General features: G+C 44.5%; 20 protein-coding genes. 6 read left to right on the top strand and 14 right to left on the bottom strand.

Going from position 1 to position 23,900, the window contains the following annotated elements:
* Position 1 precedes the first annotated feature (1 nt).
* From kdsB to ACRRSY_RS09700, 5 genes are read right to left on the bottom strand one after another with little or no spacing between them, the layout of a single operon-like run.
* Positions 2-766, bottom strand: a complete 765-nt coding sequence (kdsB, locus tag ACRRSY_RS09720) for a 3-deoxy-manno-octulosonate cytidylyltransferase (protein WP_432463058.1) — start codon at positions 764-766, stop codon at positions 2-4.
* Entirely contained in the window at positions 763-951 is a 189-nt protein-coding gene (locus tag ACRRSY_RS09715) for a Trm112 family protein (RefSeq protein ID WP_432453410.1), read from the bottom strand. Before ACRRSY_RS09715 ends, kdsB begins: the two co-directional genes overlap by 4 nt.
* Positions 935-1,921, bottom strand: a complete 987-nt coding sequence (gene lpxK / locus ACRRSY_RS09710) for a tetraacyldisaccharide 4'-kinase (RefSeq protein ID WP_432453411.1) — start codon at positions 1,919-1,921, stop codon at positions 935-937. Before lpxK ends, ACRRSY_RS09715 begins: the two co-directional genes overlap by 17 nt.
* A complete protein-coding gene (msbA, locus tag ACRRSY_RS09705; protein ID WP_432459216.1) occupies positions 1,921-3,669 on the bottom strand; it encodes a lipid A export permease/ATP-binding protein MsbA in 1,749 nt (582 codons plus the stop codon). Before msbA ends, lpxK begins: the two co-directional genes overlap by 1 nt.
* Before the next feature lie 56 nt (positions 3,670-3,725).
* Positions 3,726-5,909 carry a DNA internalization-related competence protein ComEC/Rec2 gene (locus ACRRSY_RS09700; RefSeq protein ID WP_432459214.1) on the bottom strand — a complete coding sequence of 728 codons (2,184 nt, stop codon included), beginning with the start codon at positions 5,907-5,909 and terminating at the stop codon, positions 3,726-3,728.
* 68 nt (positions 5,910-5,977) lie between these two features.
* Between ACRRSY_RS09700 and ACRRSY_RS09695 the strand changes: the two genes are divergently transcribed.
* The gene (locus tag ACRRSY_RS09695) at positions 5,978-6,481 is read left to right on the top strand and encodes a DUF2062 domain-containing protein (protein WP_432453414.1); all 504 of its coding nucleotides are present in this window, start codon (positions 5,978-5,980) and stop codon (positions 6,479-6,481) included.
* A gap of 206 nt (positions 6,482-6,687) precedes the next feature.
* On the opposite strand, the gene lolE is transcribed toward ACRRSY_RS09695, so the two are convergent.
* Genes lolE through ACRRSY_RS09680 form a run of 3 tightly spaced genes read right to left on the bottom strand, consistent with a single transcriptional unit; the run spans position 6,688 to position 9,846 of the window.
* Positions 6,688-7,926, bottom strand: a complete 1,239-nt coding sequence (gene lolE / locus ACRRSY_RS09690) for a lipoprotein-releasing ABC transporter permease subunit LolE (protein WP_432463057.1) — start codon at positions 7,924-7,926, stop codon at positions 6,688-6,690.
* 2 nt (positions 7,927-7,928) lie between these two features.
* On the bottom strand, positions 7,929-8,627 hold the full coding sequence (gene lolD / locus ACRRSY_RS09685) for a lipoprotein-releasing ABC transporter ATP-binding protein LolD (RefSeq protein ID WP_432453416.1): 699 nt from the start codon (positions 8,625-8,627) through the stop codon (positions 7,929-7,931).
* The gene (locus ACRRSY_RS09680; protein ID WP_432453417.1) at positions 8,620-9,846 is read right to left on the bottom strand and encodes a lipoprotein-releasing ABC transporter permease subunit; all 1,227 of its coding nucleotides are present in this window, start codon (positions 9,844-9,846) and stop codon (positions 8,620-8,622) included. The genes lolD and ACRRSY_RS09680 overlap by 8 nt, the downstream gene beginning before the upstream one ends.
* 170 nt (positions 9,847-10,016) lie before the next feature.
* Here ACRRSY_RS09680 and ACRRSY_RS09675 point away from each other — a divergent pair, with 170 nt between their 5' ends.
* Genes ACRRSY_RS09675 through ACRRSY_RS09660 form a run of 4 tightly spaced genes read left to right on the top strand, consistent with a single transcriptional unit; the run spans position 10,017 to position 15,585 of the window.
* Positions 10,017-10,598 carry a PilZ domain-containing protein gene (locus ACRRSY_RS09675; RefSeq protein WP_432453418.1) on the top strand — a complete coding sequence of 194 codons (582 nt, stop codon included), beginning with the start codon at positions 10,017-10,019 and terminating at the stop codon, positions 10,596-10,598.
* A 7-nt stretch (positions 10,599-10,605) separates the two neighbouring features.
* Positions 10,606-14,061: a transcription-repair coupling factor gene (gene mfd / locus ACRRSY_RS09670; RefSeq protein ID WP_432459213.1), complete on the top strand. Its 3,456-nt coding sequence runs from the start codon at positions 10,606-10,608 to the stop codon at positions 14,059-14,061.
* Positions 14,045-15,193 (top strand): peptidoglycan binding protein CsiV, encoded by a 1,149-nt coding sequence (locus tag ACRRSY_RS09665; protein WP_432453420.1) that lies wholly within the window; start codon positions 14,045-14,047, stop codon positions 15,191-15,193. Before mfd ends, ACRRSY_RS09665 begins: the two co-directional genes overlap by 17 nt.
* An 8-nt stretch (positions 15,194-15,201) precedes the next feature.
* Positions 15,202-15,585, top strand: coding sequence for a DUF2919 family protein (locus ACRRSY_RS09660; RefSeq protein WP_432453421.1), 384 nt, complete (start codon positions 15,202-15,204; stop codon positions 15,583-15,585).
* Positions 15,586-15,627: 42 nt separating this feature from the next.
* Here ACRRSY_RS09660 and ACRRSY_RS09655 read toward each other — a convergent pair whose 3' ends face one another.
* The 6 genes from ACRRSY_RS09655 to ACRRSY_RS09630 form a co-directional block, all read right to left on the bottom strand.
* Positions 15,628-16,923, bottom strand: coding sequence for an NAD(P)/FAD-dependent oxidoreductase (locus ACRRSY_RS09655; protein WP_432453422.1), 1,296 nt, complete (start codon positions 16,921-16,923; stop codon positions 15,628-15,630).
* A 183-nt stretch (positions 16,924-17,106) separates the two neighbouring features.
* A complete protein-coding gene (gene ycfP / locus ACRRSY_RS09650) occupies positions 17,107-17,655 on the bottom strand; it encodes an alpha/beta hydrolase YcfP (protein ID WP_432453423.1) in 549 nt (182 codons plus the stop codon).
* Positions 17,656-17,699: 44 nt separating this feature from the next.
* Positions 17,700-18,731: a beta-N-acetylhexosaminidase gene (gene nagZ / locus ACRRSY_RS09645; protein ID WP_432453424.1), complete on the bottom strand. Its 1,032-nt coding sequence runs from the start codon at positions 18,729-18,731 to the stop codon at positions 17,700-17,702.
* Between the two features lie 13 nt (positions 18,732-18,744).
* On the bottom strand, positions 18,745-19,335 hold the full coding sequence (gene lpoB / locus ACRRSY_RS09640) for a penicillin-binding protein activator LpoB (RefSeq protein ID WP_432453425.1): 591 nt from the start codon (positions 19,333-19,335) through the stop codon (positions 18,745-18,747).
* Between the two features lie 14 nt (positions 19,336-19,349).
* Positions 19,350-19,742, bottom strand: a complete 393-nt coding sequence (locus ACRRSY_RS09635; protein WP_432453426.1) for a YcfL family protein — start codon at positions 19,740-19,742, stop codon at positions 19,350-19,352.
* Positions 19,743-19,756: 14 nt separating this feature from the next.
* Entirely contained in the window at positions 19,757-21,196 is a 1,440-nt protein-coding gene (locus ACRRSY_RS09630; protein WP_432463056.1) for a COG3014 family protein, read from the bottom strand.
* A 637-nt stretch (positions 21,197-21,833) separates the two neighbouring features.
* On the opposite strand from ACRRSY_RS09630, the gene ACRRSY_RS09625 reads away from it, so the two are divergent.
* Entirely contained in the window at positions 21,834-23,870 is a 2,037-nt protein-coding gene (locus tag ACRRSY_RS09625) for a methyl-accepting chemotaxis protein (RefSeq protein ID WP_432453428.1), read from the top strand.
* Positions 23,871-23,900: the final 30 nt, after the last annotated feature.

The raw sequence follows: 23,900 nt of genomic DNA, 5'->3' as shown, positions 1-23,900 counted from the left end.
ATCAGTCTAAAGACTTAATTGAAGAGCACTTTAGCTTAAATAAGGCTCTGACTTTTTCAAGATCTTCCGGAGTATCAACCCCGTGTGCCGGCGTTTCTAAAGCCCTTGCCATTTTTATCTTGTAGCCATGCCACAATACTCGCAACTGTTCTAACTTTTCCATTTTTTCCAGAGGAGAAGGCGACAGCTGTATATATTCATCCACGAAATGAGCCCGATAAGCATAAATTCCAATATGCCTTGAATAAAGATCAGCTTGCCACTGACCATCCCGTTCAAAAGGGATCGGGGCGCGGCTAAAATAGAGAGCGTGATTATCCTTGTCACACACCACCTTGACCACGTTTGGATCATGAATGTCAGTGTCTTCAAGAATAGGCACTGAAAGGCTAGCCATTTTTACTGCTGGTGCGTCTTCTAATAAGCCAGCTACCTGAGCAATCACCTTCGGTGGGATCATTGGCTCATCCCCCTGAACATTAACCACGATAGTATCGGCGGCAAACGCTAAACGCTGACATACTTCGGCTAAACGTTCAGTGCCCGACTCATGGCTCTGGGCCGTGAGTACGACCTCGGCTTGAAAGGACTCTGCGACATCAACAATTCGTTGGTCATCAGTAGCAATCACGACTCGTTCGGCACCTGACAATAAAGCTTGCTGATAAACTCGCTCGATCATGGTTTTACCAGCAATATCTTGCAAAGGTTTAGCTGGTAGTCGAGTTGACTGATAACGCGCCGGAATCACCACGACAAACTTCATTGCGGTAACTCATTTAAAGACATCTCACGGGCTTCACTGGTTAATAACACCGGAATAGCGTCTTTTATGGGATAAGCAAGGCGATCAAACTTACAGACTAATTCGTTGTTTGGTTTATCATAATGAAGCTTACCTTTACACAAAGGGCAAGCGACTATTTCAAGTAAATTATGTTCGACTGACATTGGTTTTTTCCTGTAATAAAGAGAAAAAGTGCTGATAAAATGCAGCTGGCAGCACACTATCTACAGGCAAATAATACCAATCAGTACCTGCCGTATGGCGATATTTTATCGCATCTTTTTCCGTCATAATCAGTGTTTTATTAAACAGTTCACGTTGTTGTTGCAAAGTTAAGGGTCGGTGGTCATCTAAAGCCATATGCTCTATTGCATGAATCCCTAAAGGGATAAGCGATGAAAAAAAGCGTTGGGGATTACCAATCCCCGCGAGCGCAAGATCTACCGTAGATAAGTTTTGCACCACCGAATCATCCATTACTTTTCGAATTGCAGAAGCCTGCAAGCTTAAAATGTAACTCTCCGCCGAGAATGCTGGCTCCCCATTGCTAATCACAATATCGGTGCGAGCTAAACGCGAAGCTGGTTCTCGTAACGGACCTGCCGGTAAACACAAGCCATTCCCCAAACCACGTTGCGCATCAATTACGGCAATTTCAATATCTCGCGCTAAGGCATAATGTTGCATGCCATCATCACAAATAATAAGGTCAACGCCAGCTTGCAAAATAGCATGGCAAGCACGACTTCGGTTTGGGTCCACCATCACCGGACATCGACTACGCAAATAAATCAGTAAAGGCTCATCACCACAATGTTCGCTGTCGCTTGAGGCATCGACTTGAAAAGGATAATGTGGAGCCTTGGCCCCATACCCTCGGCTCACCACACCAGGTTTGAAGCCATGCTTTTTTGCAGCTTCCACTAAGGCCAGTACAACCGGTGTTTTGCCATTCCCTCCAACGCTAATATTCCCCACGACCACCACCGGTACGGGACAAACATATTGACCCAGCCATCCTTGCTGATAAGCCAAACGACGCAGCCTCGCAATGAAGCGAAATAGATAACTGAATAGCAGCAATGGGACAATTTTAAACCAGTGCTGCTTAGCGCTTTGGTACCAAAACTTCACTATTTTTGGCCAAATTGAATTTGATGTAACTGATAATAGGTCCCTTTTAAAGCCATAAGCTCGGAGTGACTACCTTGTTCTACAATACATCCCTCATCAATCACCACAATGATGTCGGCATTCTCAATGGTGGAAAGGCGATGCGCAATCACAATCGCAGTCCTGTCAGAGCATACGCGATCGATGGCTTGTTGGATTTTACGTTCTGATTCAGTATCTAAAGCTGAGGTGGCCTCATCGAGGATCAGCACCGGGGCATCTTTTAACAAGGCACGAGCAATGGCAATGCGCTGTCGTTGTCCACCAGATAACATCACCCCTTTTTCGCCAATGATGGTATCGTAACCTTCTTCAAATTGATCAACAAAGGCGCTTACGTTAGCCATCTCGGCCACCCGCTCTATTTCTTCTCGAGTAGCATCATCTTTGGCGTAACCAATATTTTCGGCGATAGTACCACTAAATAAGTGAACCATTTGAGACACTTGAGAAAACTGGTCACGTAAATTCTTCAACTCATAGTCTTGCAATAAACGTCCATCTAAAGTGATTTCACCAGCCGTAACTTCATAAAACTTGGGTAACAAACTGGCAATGGTGCTTTTACCACTGCCCGAACGCCCGACCAAAGCAACGGTTTGGCCCGCTTGAATCGTTAAATCGATCCCTTTGAGTACTAATTCGTTTTTAGTCGGGTACTTAAAGTTCACTTGCTTTAAACAAATGTCGCCTTGCGCCCGTTTGGTTTTGTAGCTGCCTGTATCGGATTCAGTATTCATATCCATGACCGTAAACAGACTAGTACAAGCCGCCATCGCACGTTGCACATCATTGTTCAACTGAGTCACCACCCTTAACGGCTTTAACAACATCATCATCGAGGTGACAATAATCGTAAACGTACCCGGCGTTAATTTGTCAACTAACTCAGGAAATGACGCCACATATAGCACAACGGATAAACCAATCGAGGCAATAAATTGAATAGCAGGGTTGGCAATGGCGCTGACCGTTGCCATTTTCATTTGCTGGCGACGGATCATATTACTGGCATGATCAAAGCGCTGTGCTTCTTTGTTCTGGCCACCAAAAGACAAAATTTCACGATGGCCATTCAACATTTGTTCGGTAGTGGTGGTCACATTACCGACAGCGTGTTGTAAATGAGTGCTAATTTTACGAAAACGACGACTAACGAGATTAATTGCAAAACCAACTGGTGGACCAATCAAGAAAAAGATCAGGGATAACTGCCAGCTGTTATAAAACATTAAGCACAGCAAACCGATAATGGTAGCGCCTTCTCGAACTAGATTCACCAAACTAGCGGTGGCAGCAGTACTCACTTGGTTCGAATCATAAGTAATTTTTGAGAGTAAGCTCCCCGTTGGGTTTTTATCAAAAAATGACACTGGCATGAGCATCAGATGATTAAAAATCTGTCGCTGGATTTTCATCACCAAATGGCCACCCACCCAAGACATACCGTAACCGCTAGCAAAACCACATATTCCCCGCAATAACACAATACCGAGAACAAAAATCGGCATATAGGTTAATACTGCAGGGTTACTGCCAGACAATCCCTCATCGATTAACGGTTTAATTGAATAAACAAACATAGTATCTACCGCGCCGTAACCAATCATGCCAATAACGGCAACAATCAAGCCAATTTTGCGGTCTTTCACATAGCCTAATAAACGGATAAAGTTAGCTTTTGTATCAGTAGCTGTATCTGGAATCATAAGAACAGAGTTATTCCATCGGAAAAATTGCCTTAGTTTAGCGGTTTATAGACAAATCACCAACTGATGATTTTTTGGTACCAAGGGCTGAATAATTTATCTCGCTGCGAGCTAATTTGATATGAACGGTCATCGATTTTAATGTTTATCGCGCCCACCTTGCCGGTTATGAATTGCTGGCTTGCCGCATATCGTTGTGTCACTTGAGGTTTGGGGAAACCAAAACGGTTAAAAGCAGCACTGCTGTGAATGACTATTTCGGGTTTAAATTGCTGAACAAATGCCTCAGAAGAAGAACTATTGCTGCCATGATGAGGGCTAAGCAACATGGTGACGGGCGCCGTAAACTGGCTCAGTAATTCAACTTCAATCACTTGTTCAATGTCTCCAGGAAGTAATAAACTATAATGTCCATCATCGATTCTCAGCACACAAGAACCATTATTACCCTCCCCTCGCTCAGCCAACCAAAACTGAAGTCGCAGTTTTTTCCATTGATGAACCCCCATACAATTCGCCTCAGGCAAACGCGGATCTCTACCATAATAGCGCTTCGCTTCCGGATAATGCTGTTCCAGAACAAATCGCCCACCGGCATGATCGTTATCTCCATGACTAAACACCAACCAAGGAAGTCGATTCACCGATTGGTCAACCAACAAAGGAATGGTGACACTTTGCGCATAACTAAAGCCACTTCGGTAGCGAGGACCACTGTCATAAATCAGCGCTTCATCTTGCTGAATAACCACCACCGATAGGCCTTGTCCAACATCTAATACTATGATTTGCCACGAGTCGTCTGGAGCAAGAGATGACGGCCAAACAGGTACGAACATGAGCAAGCTTAGCCAAGCCAGATGGACTTGCCTCCTAAACAAACCAAAGGCCCAAACATAAGCAGCAAACAATAACAGCATAGCAATAGTAAAACGCGGTAAATGAAAGCTAAGTAACTGCCACTGATTTAAAGCCATCAAACTTTGATGGAAGAGACCAAAAACATCATTGAGTAAATCGGCCCACCAGTCAGCCAATGGTAAACCGACGATATATAGAACAAATAATGCCATGACCGCAGGTACCAAAAGCACGCTAAACAGTGGTACCGCAATAAGATTGACCAACAGCGCACAACTCGGAATCACACCAAACATCAAGACTTGAAGCGGCATCAAGATGATACCAACCATCAACTGAATAAATACCAACATCATTAGTTTGTGACTGGGACCGCACCACAGTGCCAGTAATACCACCACAACGGCGGCAAACGACAACCACAGACTGTTGCCATACATACTAAATGGCCATAGCGTTAAAATAATAAATAAACTGATCAGCACCCCGTGCCAAGCTCGCCGCCGATTGAACAATCCAATACTTATAATAACGCAGCTGTACATCAACAACGCACGTAACATCGGCAGTTGCCAATTGGCTAACCAACAATAAAACCCGCAACACATTAAACTCAGCGTCAAGGACCACAACCGTTCCTGCCGACGCATCAGCAAAAACAACAAATTAGCCATATACCATGACCACAACGCCACGATGCCAAGGTGTAAGCCGGATAATACAAATAGATGACTCAGACCCGATTGGCGATACAACTGCATATGCTGGTGATTCAAGCTGCGCTTATCCCCTACCATCAACGCGAGGATCTCGCCGCCGTATTCAAGGCCTTGTAATTGCTGGTTGAGAAAGCCAAGCCATCGCTCCCGACTAGAGCTTTCCGCCTGCGCAATGCGAAGCGACAATACCGAACCTCGGGCGATAATCGACTGGGAGACCAACCAACGGGCATAATTAAAACCCGCAGGATTTAAACTAGCAAACGCTGGTTTTAAACGCGCCCCAACATCAATGGTCTGCCCAGCAAGCACGATCTGCGATCGGTCACTAAGCTTAGACTGATACAATACCAACTTAGGCCGCCACCACAGCCAACTAGAGCGTCCATCTAACTGATGTATTTCTAAAGTAATTTTTTGACCATAAACGTTATTTTGAACTGCCAACACCTGACCAATTATGCTAGAGTTGTGCGCTTTTTGATGGATGCTCTCAATCCAAGATTGATAATATAGCGCATGGCTAGTTATCCAGCAGATCCCGAATACGAGGCCTGCTAAAAAATATCTTCGCCGCCAAAACAAAGCAAATAGAGCGATGTAGCAACTATATAACGATGGTATGCTAAGTAAATTAGCCCATAATAACGATGATGTCATAGCTAGCAAACTTGCTAGTAAAAATGCATTCATGTGCGATAAAAAGTTTATTGTCAATAACAAACTATATGCCAAAAAAAACCTTACAACGATTTATTCCAAAAACTGAAGATTTAAAATCCAGTAAACATCTCAAGTTTTTTGGTCAGTGGCTTCATAACCCAAACCTATGGCATCTCAATCGTCGCTCTGCGGCTGGCGCATTTGCAGTCGGTTTATTTGTTGCGTTTGTCCCTTTACCATCACAAATGGTGATTGCGGCTGCATTGGCAATCATGTTTCGGGTGAATTTACCTTTATCGGTTGCCTTAGTATGGGTATCCAACCCCTTAACCATCCCACCGATCTTTTATCTTTGCTATTTAGTGGGCGCAAGCATATTGCAGCAACCTATTGAGTACTATCATTTTAAATTTTCATGGCATAGTATCGAGCATTTGATAGCCACTATTGGCCCGGCATTTTTGTTAGGTTGTCTTGTTTGTTCAATCTTCTTTTCAGCACTCGGCTATTTTTCAATTAATGCTGCTTGGCGTTACTCGGTCAGACGACGCTATAAAAAACGTCGATAAACAAACCTTGATGCGGTGAAGGTGAATTGAACTTTGAAGCGCTTGTGTCACTTGTTGGATATGCGAACACTTTTGTGTATGAAAAAGAGCTACCTCGGGACCCGAAGAAGTCACAAAAAGTAATTTATACGGTTGCTCACGAAACACAATGAAAAGACTTATAGCATAGGGTCTCCTCACCTCAAATCGTTCACAGTGCTTCAGCCTTAAGCAAGTTCTTGCGCTGGTTTAACTCGAGCCGCCTGCCATGCAGGCCAAATCGTGGCAAAAATACTCAGTAGCAAAGCTGCGCACACCACTGCAATGACATCACGCCATAGTAACTGAGTGGGTAAAAAATCAATAAAGTAGATATCTGCCGACAACAGACTGTGACCCAGTATACTTTCGACAACAGCAGCCAACTTAGGAAGTCCTAAACTGCCTAAGATCCCCAATATTGCCCCCCAACAACAGCCGATCACGCCATTGTATGAACCATAAACAATAAAGCTTCTCACCAAACTTGCATCGGTGGCCCCCATTGTTTTCAAAATGGCGATATCCCCTCTTTTTTCACTCACCGCCAAGATCAGTGTGGAAATGATATTAAAACTTGCCACTGCAACAATCAGCAACATAATTGCATACATGATTGTTCTAACCAACTGAATATCTTGATATAAATAGCCATGCTGGCGAGTCCAACTTTTAATATACACTAGTTGGGGAAACCCTTTGGCGACTAAGCGAACCACGCGGTCTGCATCAAGCGGATCCACTAAGCGCAAACTGATGCCAGATACCCCATCTTGCCATTGCATCAACTTTTGGGCATAAGCTAAGTTAATGAAAGCCAGCTGATTATCTAACTGACCACCAGCATTCATTAAGCCAACCACCTTAACTCTAACTCGCTGGGGCGCGCTCAAATGCTGACGGGTTCCAGCTTTAGGTAATAATAGCGTCACCGGATCACCTACGCTAACCTCGAGTAAACGGGCAATACCGGCACCCAACACAACTTGTGGCAGATCCGACTGTAACGCTTGCCACGCATCGTCTCCAATATACTGATGTAAGTCCGTCACCGTGCGTTCAATAGCGGGATCGATCCCTTTCAAGGCAATCGCTTTCATCTTCCTCCCTTTATGCGCTAAGGCGCTCAGCGTCACGTAAGGTGCTGCACCTAAAACTTCGGAGTGTCTGGTTGCTTGGGTCAGCAAATCTTGATGATCAACCAGCGGCGGATTAACGGCTTCTAATTCGCCATGACTCACGATGCCCAAAAACCGATCCCGAAGTTCCCGCTCGAAGCCGTTCATCACCGATAAACCGATAATGAGTACTGCGACACCCAGTACAATCCCTAAAGTGGAAGAACGGGAGATAAAGGAAATAAACCCATTACTATGTTTAGCGCGGTGGTAACGCAAACCAATTAAAATCGATAAAGGAAGCCGCATCGTTACTGCGCCTCTTCACTAAAGTTGCCATCTTGCATAAAGGCTTGACGATTAAATTTGGCAGCTAAAGCTAAATCATGAGTCACAACCACGAAGGCGGTGCCCAAATCTTGGTTGAGCTCCAAGATTAATTGGTAAATTGCGTCGGAGCTATGGCTATCCAAATTCCCCGTAGGCTCATCTGCCAACACCAAACGAGGCTGGTTCACCAGAGCTCGTGCAATCGCCGTTCGTTGACGCTCCCCTCCCGATAACTCGGCGGGTCGATGTGCTAATCGATGCCCCAAACCCACTCTGTCTAATAACTTTTGGGCCTTAGCCATCGCAACTTTTTTTGTCTCACCGGCGATCAATAGCGGCATTGCCACATTCTCTAAGGCTGAAAATTCTCCTAATAGGTGATGAAATTGATAAATAAACCCTAGTTTTTGATTACGCAACTTAGCAAGCTGTTTGGAATTCATTTGGTTAAGCGCTTGATTATCAATACTAACTTCGCCCTGATTAGCATCATCCAGGCCGCCCAAAATATGCAACAAAGTACTTTTACCGGAACCGGAACTTCCCACAATAGCCACCGCTTCACCGGGATATACAGTGAAATCGACGCCATGTAATACTTCAGTAAATTGGCTACCATCTTGATAAGTTTTAACAATATTTGTTGCCACTAAAACGGGCTGAGCTGTTTGCTCACTCATAACGAAGTGCCTCTGCGGGTAAAATTTTGCTGGCGCGCCAAGCAGGATAAATGGTTGCTAAAATACTTAATAACATTGCAACCACCGTAATAAAGATGATTTGCTCACTACGTTGCAATACTGGTAAACCTGCACCACCGAGACTCGCGGCGAAATTCAAGCCAATGGCAGACATCACGCCGTTAATATGATGACTTAAAAGCCAGCCTGCGAAAGCACCAACCCCCGCACCAATACAACCGCTCCAGGCACCTTGAACCATAAATACCAAAACGACTTTCTGTTGCGTCAAACCTAGAGTTTGTAAGATCGCAACGTCACTGCGTTTTTCTCCAACCATCATCACCAGACTAGATAAGATATTGAAGGCAGCCACCGCAATAATTAAACAAAACAACATCCCCATCATGTTTTTTTCCATCTTAACCGCAGCAAATAATTCACCATAAAAACGCCGCCAATCTTGATATTGAATACCTTGTTGATCCAAGGCAACACTGAGAGACTCGATCTGGAAAGGGTCATCGAGGAAGAGTCGCTGTTGGCTCACCGCTGCCACAGAACTTCGCAACAGCCGAGCACTATCATCGATATTCACCAGAACAAACTGCTTATCAACTTCTGCTGCAAACTCAAAAATACCGGAGACCACAAAATTACGTTGTGAAGGCATTTCACCAAGTGGCGTGAATAGCACCCGGTCGGTTGCCATCAAACGAATGCTATCGCCTAAACGAACGCCAAGCGCATTTGCGACACCAATCCCGATGACCACCTTGTAAGAACCTGGCTTAAGACTATCCAGCTCGCCGATTAACAAATGTTGTCGCAATAAATCAATGTCGGCCTGTTGCTTAGGATCAATTCCTTGCAACGTTACCGCCGTCAGTTGATGACTGCTTTGCAAAACAACTTCACTTAGCACTAAGGGCGAATGAGGGAACTTAGCTAAAAACGGCGGTAGTTCAACTTGCTGGCTAAACGTAAGATGAGGGACCAAGTTTAAAATACGTTGTTTGAGTTGATTCTCAAAACCGTTCATCACTGAAATGACGGTGATCAATGCCGCCACGCCAAGCGTAATTCCTAGCGTTGAAAACCAACTCACAAATGATGCAAAACGTTGCTGTTTGGCTCCTCGAGAGAAGCGCCATGCTATAAAGCCAATCAAATTCATCGAGGCTAAGGTCATCCGTAGGCGAAAAAACGCGGTCATCATACCGCGCCCATGATCCGTCAACAAGTGACAGCCCAAGCTTAATCCGGTAAAACATAAAGATAATTAGTTTATTTGCATTCCATGACACAACTTGTTGTAATTTCTACCTCAACTAGGCTTTATGCATGGTTTTATGGAATAACTTCGCCGCGTGGCACTTGTAGGAAAATATGCAAGATCAACATTACTTTAGTGTGACTCATCAGCTTAATGTGAATTTAGAGCTCATTGAAGATGATAACTTACCCTCTTCGTACAGCGAGTTTGAGGCCCTAATTCCAGAGCCATTCATCCTCGCTAATAGTAGCCACCACCATGGTTTGCTTGGTTTACGTGCGCTAAAACAACTCGGCGAAGCTGGCGAACAACTACTCGCTTATCTACAAGCTCAAGAACAGAAACTGAATCGGGTTTTAAGCTATGTCTTAGTCCAGCAAGATAGTAGTGAACATCGCACCACCAGCCATCAGTTTGGAGGCTCAGAAATCCACTGTTTTTGGGATAGCCCCTTAAAGGCCGGACAAATGGTGAGATTAAAAATATTCTTACCTGAAGAATCCAGCGCGGTATTTTGTTATGGTCAAGTTCAAGGTTCACAATCGGTGGCCCACAGCCAGCAACAATTACTGCATATCAATTACCACTGGATCCGTGATGAAGATATTGAAACCTTGGTCCGTGCCAGTCTTCATGTGCAAAGCCAACAATTAAAAGCGCGAGCCGACGCTCGCCTATTAGCCGAAAAAAAATGAGTCAGTCGTGTTATTAAATCTACCTTGCCCTGAGCATGCGGGCGACAATAAACAAGTCACTAATTTACCGGGCAGTGCGTTGGCCTTGGTGGTCCATCAATATGTAACCACCTTAGATGCGCCCTTAGTTATTTTAACGGAAGATACCCGCAGCGCGCTGCAAATAGAACGAGAAGTGAATGGCTTACAACCGCAACGCGCAGTGCACTTACTTCCAGATTGGGAAACGCTTCCTTACGATACCTTCTCACCACACCAAGATATCATTTCCCAGCGGATCCTCAGTCTTAATCAGCTTAGTCAGGACAAGAACAGTGTCGTCATCGCACCGATTGCAACCTGGTTACAGCGCTGTGCTCCGGCCGAATTTTTAGCCAAACATAGTTTGCAACTTAAGGTTGGCCAGCAGCTCAACATCACGGCTTTTAAAGAACGCTTGGTTAGCGCGGGTTATCAACATGTCGACCAAGTCATGGAACATGGCGAATTTGCGCTACGCGGAAGCTTACTCGATCTTTACCCCATGGGCAGTCGCCAACCATTTCGTTTAGACTTTTTCGATGATGAGCTAGACACCATTCGTCAGTTTGATCCCGACACCCAACGCAGTGAGCAAACGCAGCAACAAATTACCTTGCTGCCAGCCCATGAGTTCCCCACTGATCAAGCCGGCATCGAAACCTTTCGCCAACAATGGCGTGATCGATTCGAGCCAAGCCGAGAGGCGGAATCAATCTACCAGCAGGTATCAAAAGGGATCATGCCAGCGGGTATCGAATACTACCTGCCGCTATTTCACTCACATACAGAAAGCCTGAGTGACCAACTATCGGCCAATACCATCATCTTAAAAATTGGCGACTTAGAGCATGCTGGAAAACAGTTTTGGCAAGATCTCGAAGAACGCTATCAAAACCGTCGCCATGACCGCTCTCGGCCCATTTTGCCGCCAGATGAACTCTATTTAAATGTTGATCAGTGTTTTAAGGAATTAAAAAGTTTTGCTGGCATTAAGCTGCGTAGCGGACCGGCCAAAAATGCCCAAGGACGGCTCAATTTAGCCGCTCATGCATTACCAGACCTCAGCGTCAATCATCGACTCAATTTACCATTGCAGGCCCTAAGCCATTACCTAGAGCATCACCCGCATCCTAAAACCTGCTTTATTGCCGAAACCGAGGGACGCAGAGAAGCACTCAAGAATTTACTTCGCCCCCTCAAGTTAAAGCTTAAAAATCATCAAAGCATTTTTAACTTTGTTGCGAGTAACGATAGTCTGGCGATTGTGGTCGCGCCTATCGAAAAAGGCTTTGAACTAAACACACCAACTTTGCAGTTGATTACTGAAACCGACTTACTCGGTGACAAAGTTCGCGCTAAACAGCGCAAGGCCTCAAGTAAAACGCTCAATCCCGATGTTCTGATCCGCAATTTAGCAGAACTATCGATTGGTCAACCAGTGGTGCACCTAGAACACGGCGTGGGCCGTTATCTGGGCTTAACCAGCTTTGAAAACGGCGGCATAAAAACTGAATTTTTAAGCCTTGAATATGCCAATCAGGCAAAATTATATGTACCTGTAAATGCACTCCATTTAATTAGCCGTTACTCTGGAGCCAACGACGAAACGGCGCCACTGCACAAGCTAGGCAATGAACAATGGCAAAAAGCCAAGCAAAAAGCGGCCGAGAAAATCCGTGATGTCGCCGCAGAGCTGCTAGAAGTATATGCCAAACGCGCCGCTAAACCTGGGTATGGATATCAACTTGACGAAGCGGCCTATCAACAATTTAGCGCCGATTTCCCCTTTGAAGAAACCGACGACCAACAGCAAGCTATTACTGCGATGTTACAAGACATGCAGACGCCAAACGCAATGGACCGGCTGGTTTGTGGCGATGTTGGTTTTGGTAAGACAGAGGTGGCGATGCGTGCCGCATTTGTCGCCGTGAACAGCGGAAAACAGGTGGCCGTGCTCGTCCCGACCACCCTGCTTGCCCAGCAACACTTTGACAACTTTAGTGACCGCTTTGCCAATTGGCCGATTGAAGTCGCTTCTTTATCACGCTTCAACACCACCAAAGAACAAAATCAAGTACTCACAAAACTGGCTGATGGTCGTGTCGATATCGTAATCGGAACCCATAAGTTATTAAGCAAGGATGTGAAATTTTCTGATTTAGGGCTGCTGGTTATTGATGAAGAACACCGCTTTGGAGTGCGTCAAAAAGAGCAAATAAAAGCGATGCGGGCGAATGTTGATATTCTCACACTCACCGCAACACCAATACCTAGAACCCTGAATATGGCAATGAGTGGCATGCGTGATCTATCGATCATTGCGACCCCTCCGGCAAAACGCTTAGCGGTAAAAACCTTTGTGCGCCAATATGATAATGCACTAATTAAGGAAGCGATTAGTCGCGAAATAATGCGCGGGGGGCAGGTTTACTTTCTACACAATAAGGTTGAAACCATTGAGCGAGTCGCCCAAGAACTCTCTGAATCGCTGCCACAGGCACGTATTACTGTGGCCCACGGACAAATGCGCGAACGTGAGCTAGAGCGCATTATGGGAGACTTTCACCATCAACGTTTTAACGTTCTGGTTTGTACTACCATTATCGAGACTGGGATTGATATCGCCAGTGCTAATACCATTATTATCAATCGTGCTGATAATTTTGGCTTGGCTCAGTTACACCAATTACGCGGTCGAGTTGGCCGTTCTCATCACCAAGCCTATGCCTATTTACTCACTCCACCACCAAAACTATTGAGTAAAGACGCACGTAAACGTTTAGAGGCGATCGCTCAACTAGAGGACTTAGGCGCAGGCTTTACCTTAGCTACCCACGACCTGGAAATTCGCGGAGCTGGTGAACTCTTAGGAGATGACCAAAGTGGACAAATAGAAGCCGTTGGCTTTACCCTATATATGGAAATGTTAGACCGAGCGGTAACAGCCCTCAAAAATGGTCAAGATCTCAATTGGGATCTCAGTCAAAGCGAACAATGTGAGATTGAATTACGCTTACCAGCACTACTGCCTGACGATTATATTTTTGATGTCACAACTCGACTCACTATGTACAAACGCATTGCTAATTGCGGGAATTCTGCAGAAATGCGCGAATTACAAGTCGAGCTGATTGACCGTTTTGGCTTATTACCGGAACCTGCTCAAAACTTGTTCAACGTGCAAAGGCTTAAAATTGAAGCCGACCACCTCGGTATTAAGCGCTTAGAGGCCGGACCGAAAGGCGGCGTTATCGAGTTTGCCGAATCAACAAAAGTTAATGCCGCTTTTCTGGTAAGCCTGCTACAATCTCAGCCAGCTATTTATCGAATGGAAGGCGCCAACAAGCTAAAATTTGCGGTTCCAAGCGACGGTCCCGAACAGCGCCTCACCCTCATAGAATCTATATTGGAGCAATTTAACGCCAATGCGAGCAACTCTTAAACAGGCTATACAGCTTCTTGGCTTGGCCGCAATCGTTACGACCAGCGCGCCTAGCATGGCAGATGGACCGCGTTGGTTTGACATTGAAGTCATCGTTTTTAAACGTAATGTTAGTGTCGAAAGCAGTCAAGAATATTGGCCGCAACCACAAACGTTCAGCGTAAATACCAGTGAACCGTTGCTCGCACCGTTGTTTGCTTGTAACACCGAGCCCTGCATTCGGCCTCGATTTGAACAGTTACCTGTAACCATTGACGGACGCGGTTGGCCTATCACTGGTGCGACCCATCGACAGATGCTGAATGCCGACCAACTAGAGTTAGGTGAACAATTTGCCAAATTAAATCAGCACGCAGCCTTTACACCGCTCATACATCTAGCTTGGCGGGAAGTCGTTGCACCCCGTCATCGAGCCAAATTTTATCAGTTGCAAGCAGGCCAAGACTTTTCGCAACGCTTTCAAGCCGATGGCCACCTGATTAACTTTGCAGCTCATAATGACGCAATCGTTAACGCCAAGAGCGATGAGCAGAATAAGCTTGGTGAAACCAGCTTGTTTGAGCAAGCAACGCCGCTAAATGGTGAAACTAGCAGCGACGCCGTTGCTCAGGTACCGGCCGAAATTTGGGAGCTAAACGGTGGGATTAGAATTTACTTGCAACACTACTTGTATATCGAGAGTCAACTGATCCTAAAACGTCCTGTTGAAGTTGAAAGAGAGGTTCTTCCCTCTGATCGCCAAACACAGCTCACCCCCCCCAATCCCCTGCCAAATAATGAACCGCAGCAAGTGGTGATATTAAGTGGAGAACAAAAGGGAGTTGAAGATGGCAGTTTAATTGCGAATTATCAAACAGAAGAGGAGCTACATAGCTTTAAGTTTGATCAAAAACGTCGTGTCCGTTCCGGAGAAATACATTATTTCGACCATCCACTAATGGGCATGCTGATCCAAATTCGTCGTAGTCCAGAAAATCAAAGTGCACTTTCACCAACATCCATAGCGGATGGTCAGGACAACGACATGGCAGAGATTATTGCACCAGAACAGAAATCACTCGAGGGCAACTCAGCCGAGTCAGCCACTACTGAAGCAGTATTCACGGCTCCCGCGAGCCAAACGGCTTCGTAAGCGCTGCAGTGGTCGTTGCGAACCAACCAAGTGTGCTATTCAGCTGCGCCTTATTAAGTCGCACCTGGCTATTGCTAGCAATCGCGGCTAGCTCTCGTCAAATGGGAGAAAAGCTGCTCAGCTTACTATATCCCGACCATCATTGGTTTTATGTCGGCTTAGCTTTAGGCGCACTTCCGCTATCTCGTCTTCTCTTGCCCAAGCTGTGGCAGACGGTCTCTTTAACGTTTCAGTTATGGGGGGTATTCGTGTTATTGCTGGCCGATATTCTCAGCCAGGCCTATTTAATGAATTTACATCATTGGCGATTTGAAGCGCTGAGTGCGCTCACACTGTGGTTGAGTTTGATGTTCGCTTTTATCGTAGTAAAAGCCGGATTAGAAAGGCAATAACCAGTAGTTATTGCCTTTCTAATAGAATCTTAAAGCCTGTATTTAGTGGAGCTTTAACTTCGGTCTTAATACCTGATTAATTCGCCCAACGAGCATCATTAATCCTGTTTTAAAATAACCATGTAAAGCAATTTGGTGCATCCGGTATAAAGAGATATAGACCATTCTAGCAATCCGCCCTTCAATCATCATAGAGCCTTGCATCAAGTTACCCATCAGTGACCCAACGGTAGAATAACGACTTAAAGACACCAACGAACCATGATCTTTGTACTCAAATTCAAGTAACGGTTTTTCTTCAAGCTGACGTAGGATGTTTTTGTAAACTAAGGAAGCCATCTGATGTGCAGATTGAGCCCTCGGAGGAACAAAGCCTTTCTCACCCAAGGCACAACTGGCACAATCACCTATCGCATAAACATTACTGTCACGTGAACTTTGTAGCGTAGGCCTAACCACTAACTGATTAATCCGGTTGGTTTCTAGCCCACCGATTTCTTTCATAAATTCAGGGCACTTAATGCCAGCCGCCCACACCATCAAATCGGCTTTAATTAACTCGCCATCTTTTGTCGTTAACCCTTCCGCAGTGGCTTCGGTAATCATGGTGCTGGTGCGAACATCAACGCCCATTTTTTGCAATTCTGAATGCGCTGACGAAGAAATTCTAACCGGTAATGCTGGCAAAATTTTATCACCCGCTTCAACCAGCGTAACCGCCAAACTTGAACTGCTAAGATTTGGTACACCATAAGCCCGCAGTTGATCAAGCGCGTTGTATAACTCCGCCGATAACTCAACACCTGTGGCACCAGCCCCAACAATGGAAATTCTGACCTTTTCTCCCTGTTGTGATTCATCGCCTTGAGAATACTGCAAGAATCGATTTAACATTCGAGAGTGGAATAAATTGGCGCGACTCGGATTATCTAAGAAAATGCAATGCTCTTTGACACCCTTCGTATTAAAGTCATTGGACACGGAACCGATTGCCATCACTAAATAGTCATAGTCGATCTGCCGAGCTGGTAATACTTCCTGCTCCTCTTCGACCATGGCTTTTAGCGTCACCAACTGCTCTTCGCGATCAATATCAGCAACTTCACCTAATTGAAACTCAAAACCGTGATTGGCCGCATGAGAACGATAGCTTAAGGCATCGATTCCGGCATCTAGCGACCCCGTCGCGACTTCATGTAGTAATGGTTTCCACAAATGCGTTCTATTTTTATCAATGAGAACTATCTTGGCTTTACCTCGTTTGCCAAGTTTGTGACCCAAACTCGTCGCGAGTTCTAAGCCACCTGCGCCACCACCTACAACAACAATTTTAGTCATTCTTGCTTATTTCCTTCTCACAACTTGAAGTGTTTAGCGCTTTTTAAAAGGCTTTATCATTATGTACTACGCCTTTGAATAATCGCTCTGCTGCGTCATATTATACGTAATGAGAGTAGGATCACAAAAAAAAGGCTTATAAAAACGAGGGGGAAATGCCTCTATTCGCTGATCTCAATCATTTCATAGACGAGGTAGACTCCGCAATGACTTAATTAATTGTAAATGACGACTAATATCTTGAAATTTATGTGCTTGCTGGCTATCCCAAATAATCGGATAATAATCTTGTAACTCTTCAGCTGAAAGTTGGCTATCTAACACACCATCATTTTCAGACAACACAACCGTACAATTACCACGATTTTTGTCTCTAAACTCTGCAACACATTTAGTCGCAATATCTAAATACTCCTCGGGCCGCTCTATTTTGCCCTGCATGTTCCGCTCTGGGTGCAAATTCGGGTTAAACAAAACGGAGGGAATTCCACATAGATAACCAATCCGCTCACTCCAATACCCGCCTAAACCAACACCACAAATCACCACTTCCTCTTCAGCACTCAACATTAACTGTTTGTGGACTTCTTTGAGTAAGTGACTCATATCGTGTCGAGGATGAATGGTACTGTAACTGATTTGACGCACATCGCTATCGACAAACTGAAGCTGTAGTACTTTTTCATGGTTACCCGGACTTGTAGAATCAAAGCCGTGTAAATAAATAATCATGATGCGATTCCTTGTTTATATTCCCGCATGAATACTAAGTGTATTTAGTTCTCACTCAGTTCACTACTAATTTGCTGAATTTCTAGGGCGCGCGCAGCGATTTGTCGATATTGAGTCAATGCTGTGAGCTCCGACCAAGTCATAGGATAAGCTTTTGCTCGCAAGGCATCGGGGCGTGCAACCTGAGTATGTGGTAAGCCATCTAATAAGCGAATACTGGCATCTCGATCGTTGCAGGCCAAAAGGTAATCACAGCCTGCGGTCAAGGCTTGCTCGGCTCGTTGCACATGATCACCAGCAAGGGCTGCGCCCTGCATCGACAAATCATCACTAAATATAACCCCCTTGAAACCTAAATCTTTACGCAATACTTGTTGTAACCACCGCTTAGAAAATCCTGCGGGTTTATCGTCAACATCACTATAAATTACGTGTGCGGGCATCACTGCGTCCAATTTATTTTGACTAATTAAACGCCTAAATACACTTAAATCATAACGTTTAATCTCATCAAATGAGCGCGAGTCAGTGGCTTCAAAGTGATGAGTGTCTGCTTTAACATTCCCATGTCCGGGAAAGTGCTTGCCAGTTGCCTTCATCCCTGCGTGATGCATTCCAGAGATAAAACCACCCGCATCACTAACGATCTGTTCAGGGTTAGAACTAAAAGCACGAGTACCAATCACATCACTACAACCGTTGATATCCAGCACCGGAGCGAAACTAATATCAATATCGCAAGCTCTGAGCTCAACGGCCATTAACCAACCCAACTGTTCAGCCAGGTCGACACTAGCCATCCTCAGTTGCCTTGCCCCTGCATCAATATCCCCCATCGCAGGTATGCAAGAAAACTGATGCCGAAAACGTTGTACACGTCCTCCTTCTTGATCCACAGCAATCAATAAATACTGTTTACTCGCAGCTCTTATTGAGCGAACCAGTTCAATTAACTGGGCACGCTCCTGATAATTACGACTAAATAAAATGACACCTCCCACAAGGGGATGCTGTAACATATCTCGCTCTTCAGCACTCAGCTCGGCGCCCAATAAATCTAAAAACAGCGGTCCCATCGGCTCGATACCCCTACCAGCCAAAGGTAGATTTAGTTTCAGCCTTACGGATCTCGGTTTCATCGGCCCATTCTACTAAACCAGTTTTAAGATCAAGTAAACGCATCGTCATCTTATAATAAACATCTTTGGTCTTTTTGTTGGTTTTAACAATACTCGCTAAGTTGCCATACAGCATATACTCTGCCCCGACTTGTTGACCGAACGCAATTGCTTTAGCGGGATCAACTAAACCACCGTCATTTTGAAAGTTCAACTGTTCACGCACTTGGTTCACCGTGGTCATATCTACAAATCGAAACTTACCTGACTGTAACAAGCGGGTACTGATAGTATCGCTAACAGATTCAGTATCGATATGCTCACTCGTTTTATTTTTTATCTTATCAACAAATACGATTGGCCGTTTGTTACGAGTTAGTTCCGTTAATAAGGGCGACGCAACCATTGAGTCTGTCATTTGACCTGCAATTGTCTGTAAATCCGTAGAGCCAAAGGCAACATCCACCGTTTCTACGGCTTGCGGATCACCATAACTTACCTGGCTAGAACAACCACTTAGCATAAGGGCTGCCATCGAAACGGCTAAAACATATGTTTTCATAACTTATCTCTCTGTTATTGAACTTCTCTAACATAAACTTTGAAGTGGTGGGCATTAGCAACTAACGCGACCGACTGAATCTGAACCTGTTCACGACCATGTAGAGTGAGCGGTGTCCATGCGGATCTCGCATCATTGATTTGAATATTATCGCTATCATACCAGTTGAATCGATATTGCAAACTCAAGTCGCCTTTAAATAAAGATTGAAGCGTTGCGATACCCAGTAGTCGATCGGCACTTTGAGTACTCCTCGCCTCTGTGATGGTTAACTTTCGTCCTAAATTTAAGTTATCAACAATCAGCCATTGTTTCCCCTCTGGCTTTTGTGAATTGGCTATCATACCAGATGTATCGGCAGTACAAGCCACCAGCAATAACGACAGCATTATCAGTATATATTTCATAACCAACTCCTCTTTTATAAGTTAAATAACTGAACTGTAGAACCAAGATCGTTGGTCAACACCAAGGTCACTCGACCTGGCCTTATGTTAACCGAAACTTCTGATTCACCCAGACCAGACATCGTCAATTTATGTTTTCCCACAGCAAACGGTTTAATCGCTATTTGCGCCAATGCTGGTAAGCTTTGCCAACTTCGAGTATCCGCTCGCTCAGACACTATATTGTATACATTTGCGAAAACATTCGCCCAATTCTCCCCTTTCTTTGCGTCGCCTTGGTTCACTTCTCGACGCAGCTGGTCTTTAGCCAGCACTCGTAAAATTTGCCGCACCAATACTGCAGGTAAATCTTGTTGTAGTTGCTTGGCAGCTAAAGCATCGATTTGAACTAATTGTTGCGTTGCAAAATCGTGTCCTTCCAAAGACAAAGCTAACGGGATCGCCAGTTGAGGTTTGGTAGAAATAACCGGAAGTGCCAAGGTATAAGTTTGCCAACGCTGCTGGTGATAGAGAGGTAAGGTAAAGCGTACTTCTTGCCTTGCAGCCACTATAGATTGCTCATGTAAAACAACGAGTAAGCCTTGATCTTCAGTCAGCGGCTGAGCTTTCAATGGGGTATATTGCTGATAATCACTCATCGCCAGTTTTTGCCCCAATCGAGCAACTTCAGCCTGCAAATAATGATTTTTAGGCGCTAAAGCTAAGGCTTTACGATAATCAATATAGGCATCATTATCTTGACCCGCCGCCATATACAAAACTGCAGACAAAGCATAACTAAGGCCGTTCTGATAAGCATTTGGAAGCGTTGTATCGGGACTGGGATATTGCTTCAACAGTTCATCGTATTGCTGTTGATAGTCTTGCAATTGCGTCTCTAAGCTCACTGGCTGTTCTTCCATCGCCAACTGCTGTAGTTGTCCTGCGCGGCGAATTTCAACCAATGCGGACTCCAAACCACCGCTATGCAAGTAATTGATCGCTTGATAATGGTGCAACATGACTTGTTCATACACTGGAATATGGTAGCGAATAAAATTATCGTTGGTCGCTAAGGTAGAAAACTGTTGTAAGCCTGTGGAAAGGCGATATTCGGCTTGACTCGATAACCATTTTAACTGTTGATCGACGCGACTAAAGTGTTGCTGACTCGCCTCAAAGTCTCCCGCTAAAAACAACATTCGACCAAGTTCCAACTGTTTTAAATAATAGCTATTATCCGTTACCTTTCCCTCTGCCAGTAACTCGGCCGCGTGTTCAAATTGTCCTGCGGTCAATTGATAACGACTCGCTCTTAACTGTTCAGAATAAGTGGTAAAAAGATCACTGAACACTGCTGTTGAACAACCAGTAACGAGCGCCGCAATAACAAATATTGCAATTTTCGGCCAAGTACACCGCAACTGGCTACGGCGGTCCCCAATGTTGCTATCGACACGCCAAAATTGATGCATTATTTACTATCCCAAATACCCAAATACAAATGCTCGCAACATAGAATTAATCATGATGGAATATCAAATCTATGATTCAATCAATATAAGCATTCTCGAGAATAAACCCTAAACTGTTCATCTTTCGCTATGCATTTATGTTCCAAAGAACGAAGACAGACAAACTACTGAGAGAAAGCCTCTAGCTGAGCACTCACCCATCTATCCTATTGAAACAAAAACAATAATGACTAATTAATACAGAGGAACCAGATCACTTGGATTTTAAGTTTGTCGCAATATGTAGTAAAACACATCTACATATAACTCGCTTATCAAGCTAGCATAAATTAACAGACGACAAATTGATAAGCAGTCCAAAGCCTATTTATAAACCATTTTTCGGTCCACGCCTAACCTTCGCGCCAATTTACCACCTCTAAACATCTAACCGGTGAATATTCAGACAATTTTTTCGCCTAACGATAGCAAACACTCAATTATCGAAGCTTTCTTTATCGAAGCTGATAAACAAAGGGTTTATCCGAGTAGAGTTGTGATCTAATACCTAGTATATCAGCACGAGTAAAGGCATAATTTTAATAAATAAAAAAACATAATAACTATAAATAGCTAGCAAAAAATTTGTCGAGGAATTATGAATAAAAAGTCAGCTCGCTTAGGCGTATCGCTCCAGTTTTATAAACACATATCTATTGTTCACCGAGTCAATATAGGTTTCGGTTTTTTAGTACTCATGATGGTGCTAACAAATGTCCTTTCCCTGCAAACGGGGAATCAATTCAAACAACAATTAAATGTTGTTACCGAAGAAGCAACACCACTGGTACTGCAGAGCAGCGACTTTGCTGTTGATTTACTCACCGCGGATAAGTTTTTTAAAGATGCATTAACATCGACTAAACCTGATGCGATTAAAGTCAGTAGCAAAGCCTTTGAACAGAGCGAACAAGAGTTCGTTTCTTCACTCGCAACCTTACGCAAGATGGCTCAGGGGAATAGCGAATTAGGCTCTCATTTAGATTCCTTAAGCAATCTGGATGAACGTTACTTTCAAGTTGCCAAGCAGGTCATGGCAGATAACATTAAATATCTAGCTGATTTGCAAACAGTAAAACGCAGTACCAATCAGCTATCAGTCATGCTGCCTCAATTGAAGAAAAATTTGTCAGATAAAGTCGTTGAATTAGATGACGATTATATTCGCTGGGCCTCTGAAAGCTTTCTCAATGCGATGGTAGTGATCGAATTGAATACCCTCGATGGACTCAATACCAGCGAATCAGAAAAAATTGCAGTGATTTTGCAACGTAATCAAAAGTTGCTAAAAAACTTCAACTCAGCCAATGCCGATCTTGAGGATGAAATCCCAGACTTGCGCAACGACATGGGCCATCAAATCGATCAATTTATTAAAGATACCACTGCAAAGGATGGTGTATTAGCCCAGCACTTAAAGGTCTCACAAGACAAAGAGGCAATTTCACGCCGAACCGACGAAACAGCATTGCTGATTACCGAAGCCATCGAACAACTCACCAACATTAATCAAATCGCCAATAAATTGGTTGACGAAGCGTCGGCCAATGCGAATACAATGCTAGCGACCAGTCGGCTACGACTATATATCGCAATGGCAATCGTTATCCCTTTAGCCTTCTTGGTTGCCTGGAATGTAGCAAGTGCGATTAAAGTACCCTTGCAACTACTACTTAAAACCTTGAAATCTGCGGCTGCAGGTAATATGACTGAAACCGTCGATTATCAAAGTAGTAACGAATTTGGTCAACTTGCGGATTCAGCGAATAGCATGATGAAACAGATGCGATCAGTACTGCACGATATTAGCGAAGCTGCCGAAAGCTTATCCAATGTATCCCAAGGAAACTCAGTGACGTTGCATACCGCGACCACCGAACTCAACAATCAACGGCAAGAAACTGCGTCGGTCGCAGCCGCAATGACTGAAATGGAACAATCGGTTCGTGAAGTTGCCCAGAGTGCCAATATGACCCTTGAAAAAGTGATGGAAGTAGAGGCCGCGGCCAATTCAGGGCGCTCTGTAATGAGTAACAATATAACCACCACCCATCAGTTATCAGAGCGACTCGACGATAGTAGCGCGGTAATTGGTGAGGTAGATGCAATGAGCAACAATATTGGTTCAATCTTAGATGTGATCCGAGGTATCGCCGATCAAACCAACTTGCTAGCGTTAAATGCAGCTATCGAAGCAGCAAGAGCTGGGGAACAAGGGCGCGGTTTCGCTGTCGTCGCCGATGAGGTTAGAGTTCTGGCCCAAAAAACGACGAATTCAACCACCGAGATTCAAACCATGATTGAGAACTTACAAAAAAGTGCACAACGCGCAGTCACAGTCATGTCTGAATGTTCTTCAGAAATGCAAGCCAGTATTGATCAAACTTCTGATGCAAATGGAGCAATGGAAGAGATCCAAGGGATTATTACTCAAATTTCAGATATGAGTAGTCAGATCGCCGCTGCCGCCGAACAACAACAAGCCACCGGAGCTGAAATTTCTGCGAACCTCAATAGAATTTCAGACATTAGTGACGAAAACTATGAAAGTATTGAAATCGTGGCGAGCACCAGTGAAGAACTAGGTGGATTAGCTCAAGAGCAAGATGCGTTAGTCAAACGATTTACTTTATAACGCCGCTCTATGACACTCAAAGCGCCTATC

Source organism: Agarivorans sp. QJM3NY_33, assembly GCF_050870865.2.
Lineage (GTDB): Bacteria > Pseudomonadota > Gammaproteobacteria > Enterobacterales > Celerinatantimonadaceae > Agarivorans.
Note: the sequence above shows the minus strand (reverse complement) of the source record. Positions and strands in the feature narration are given on the sequence as shown.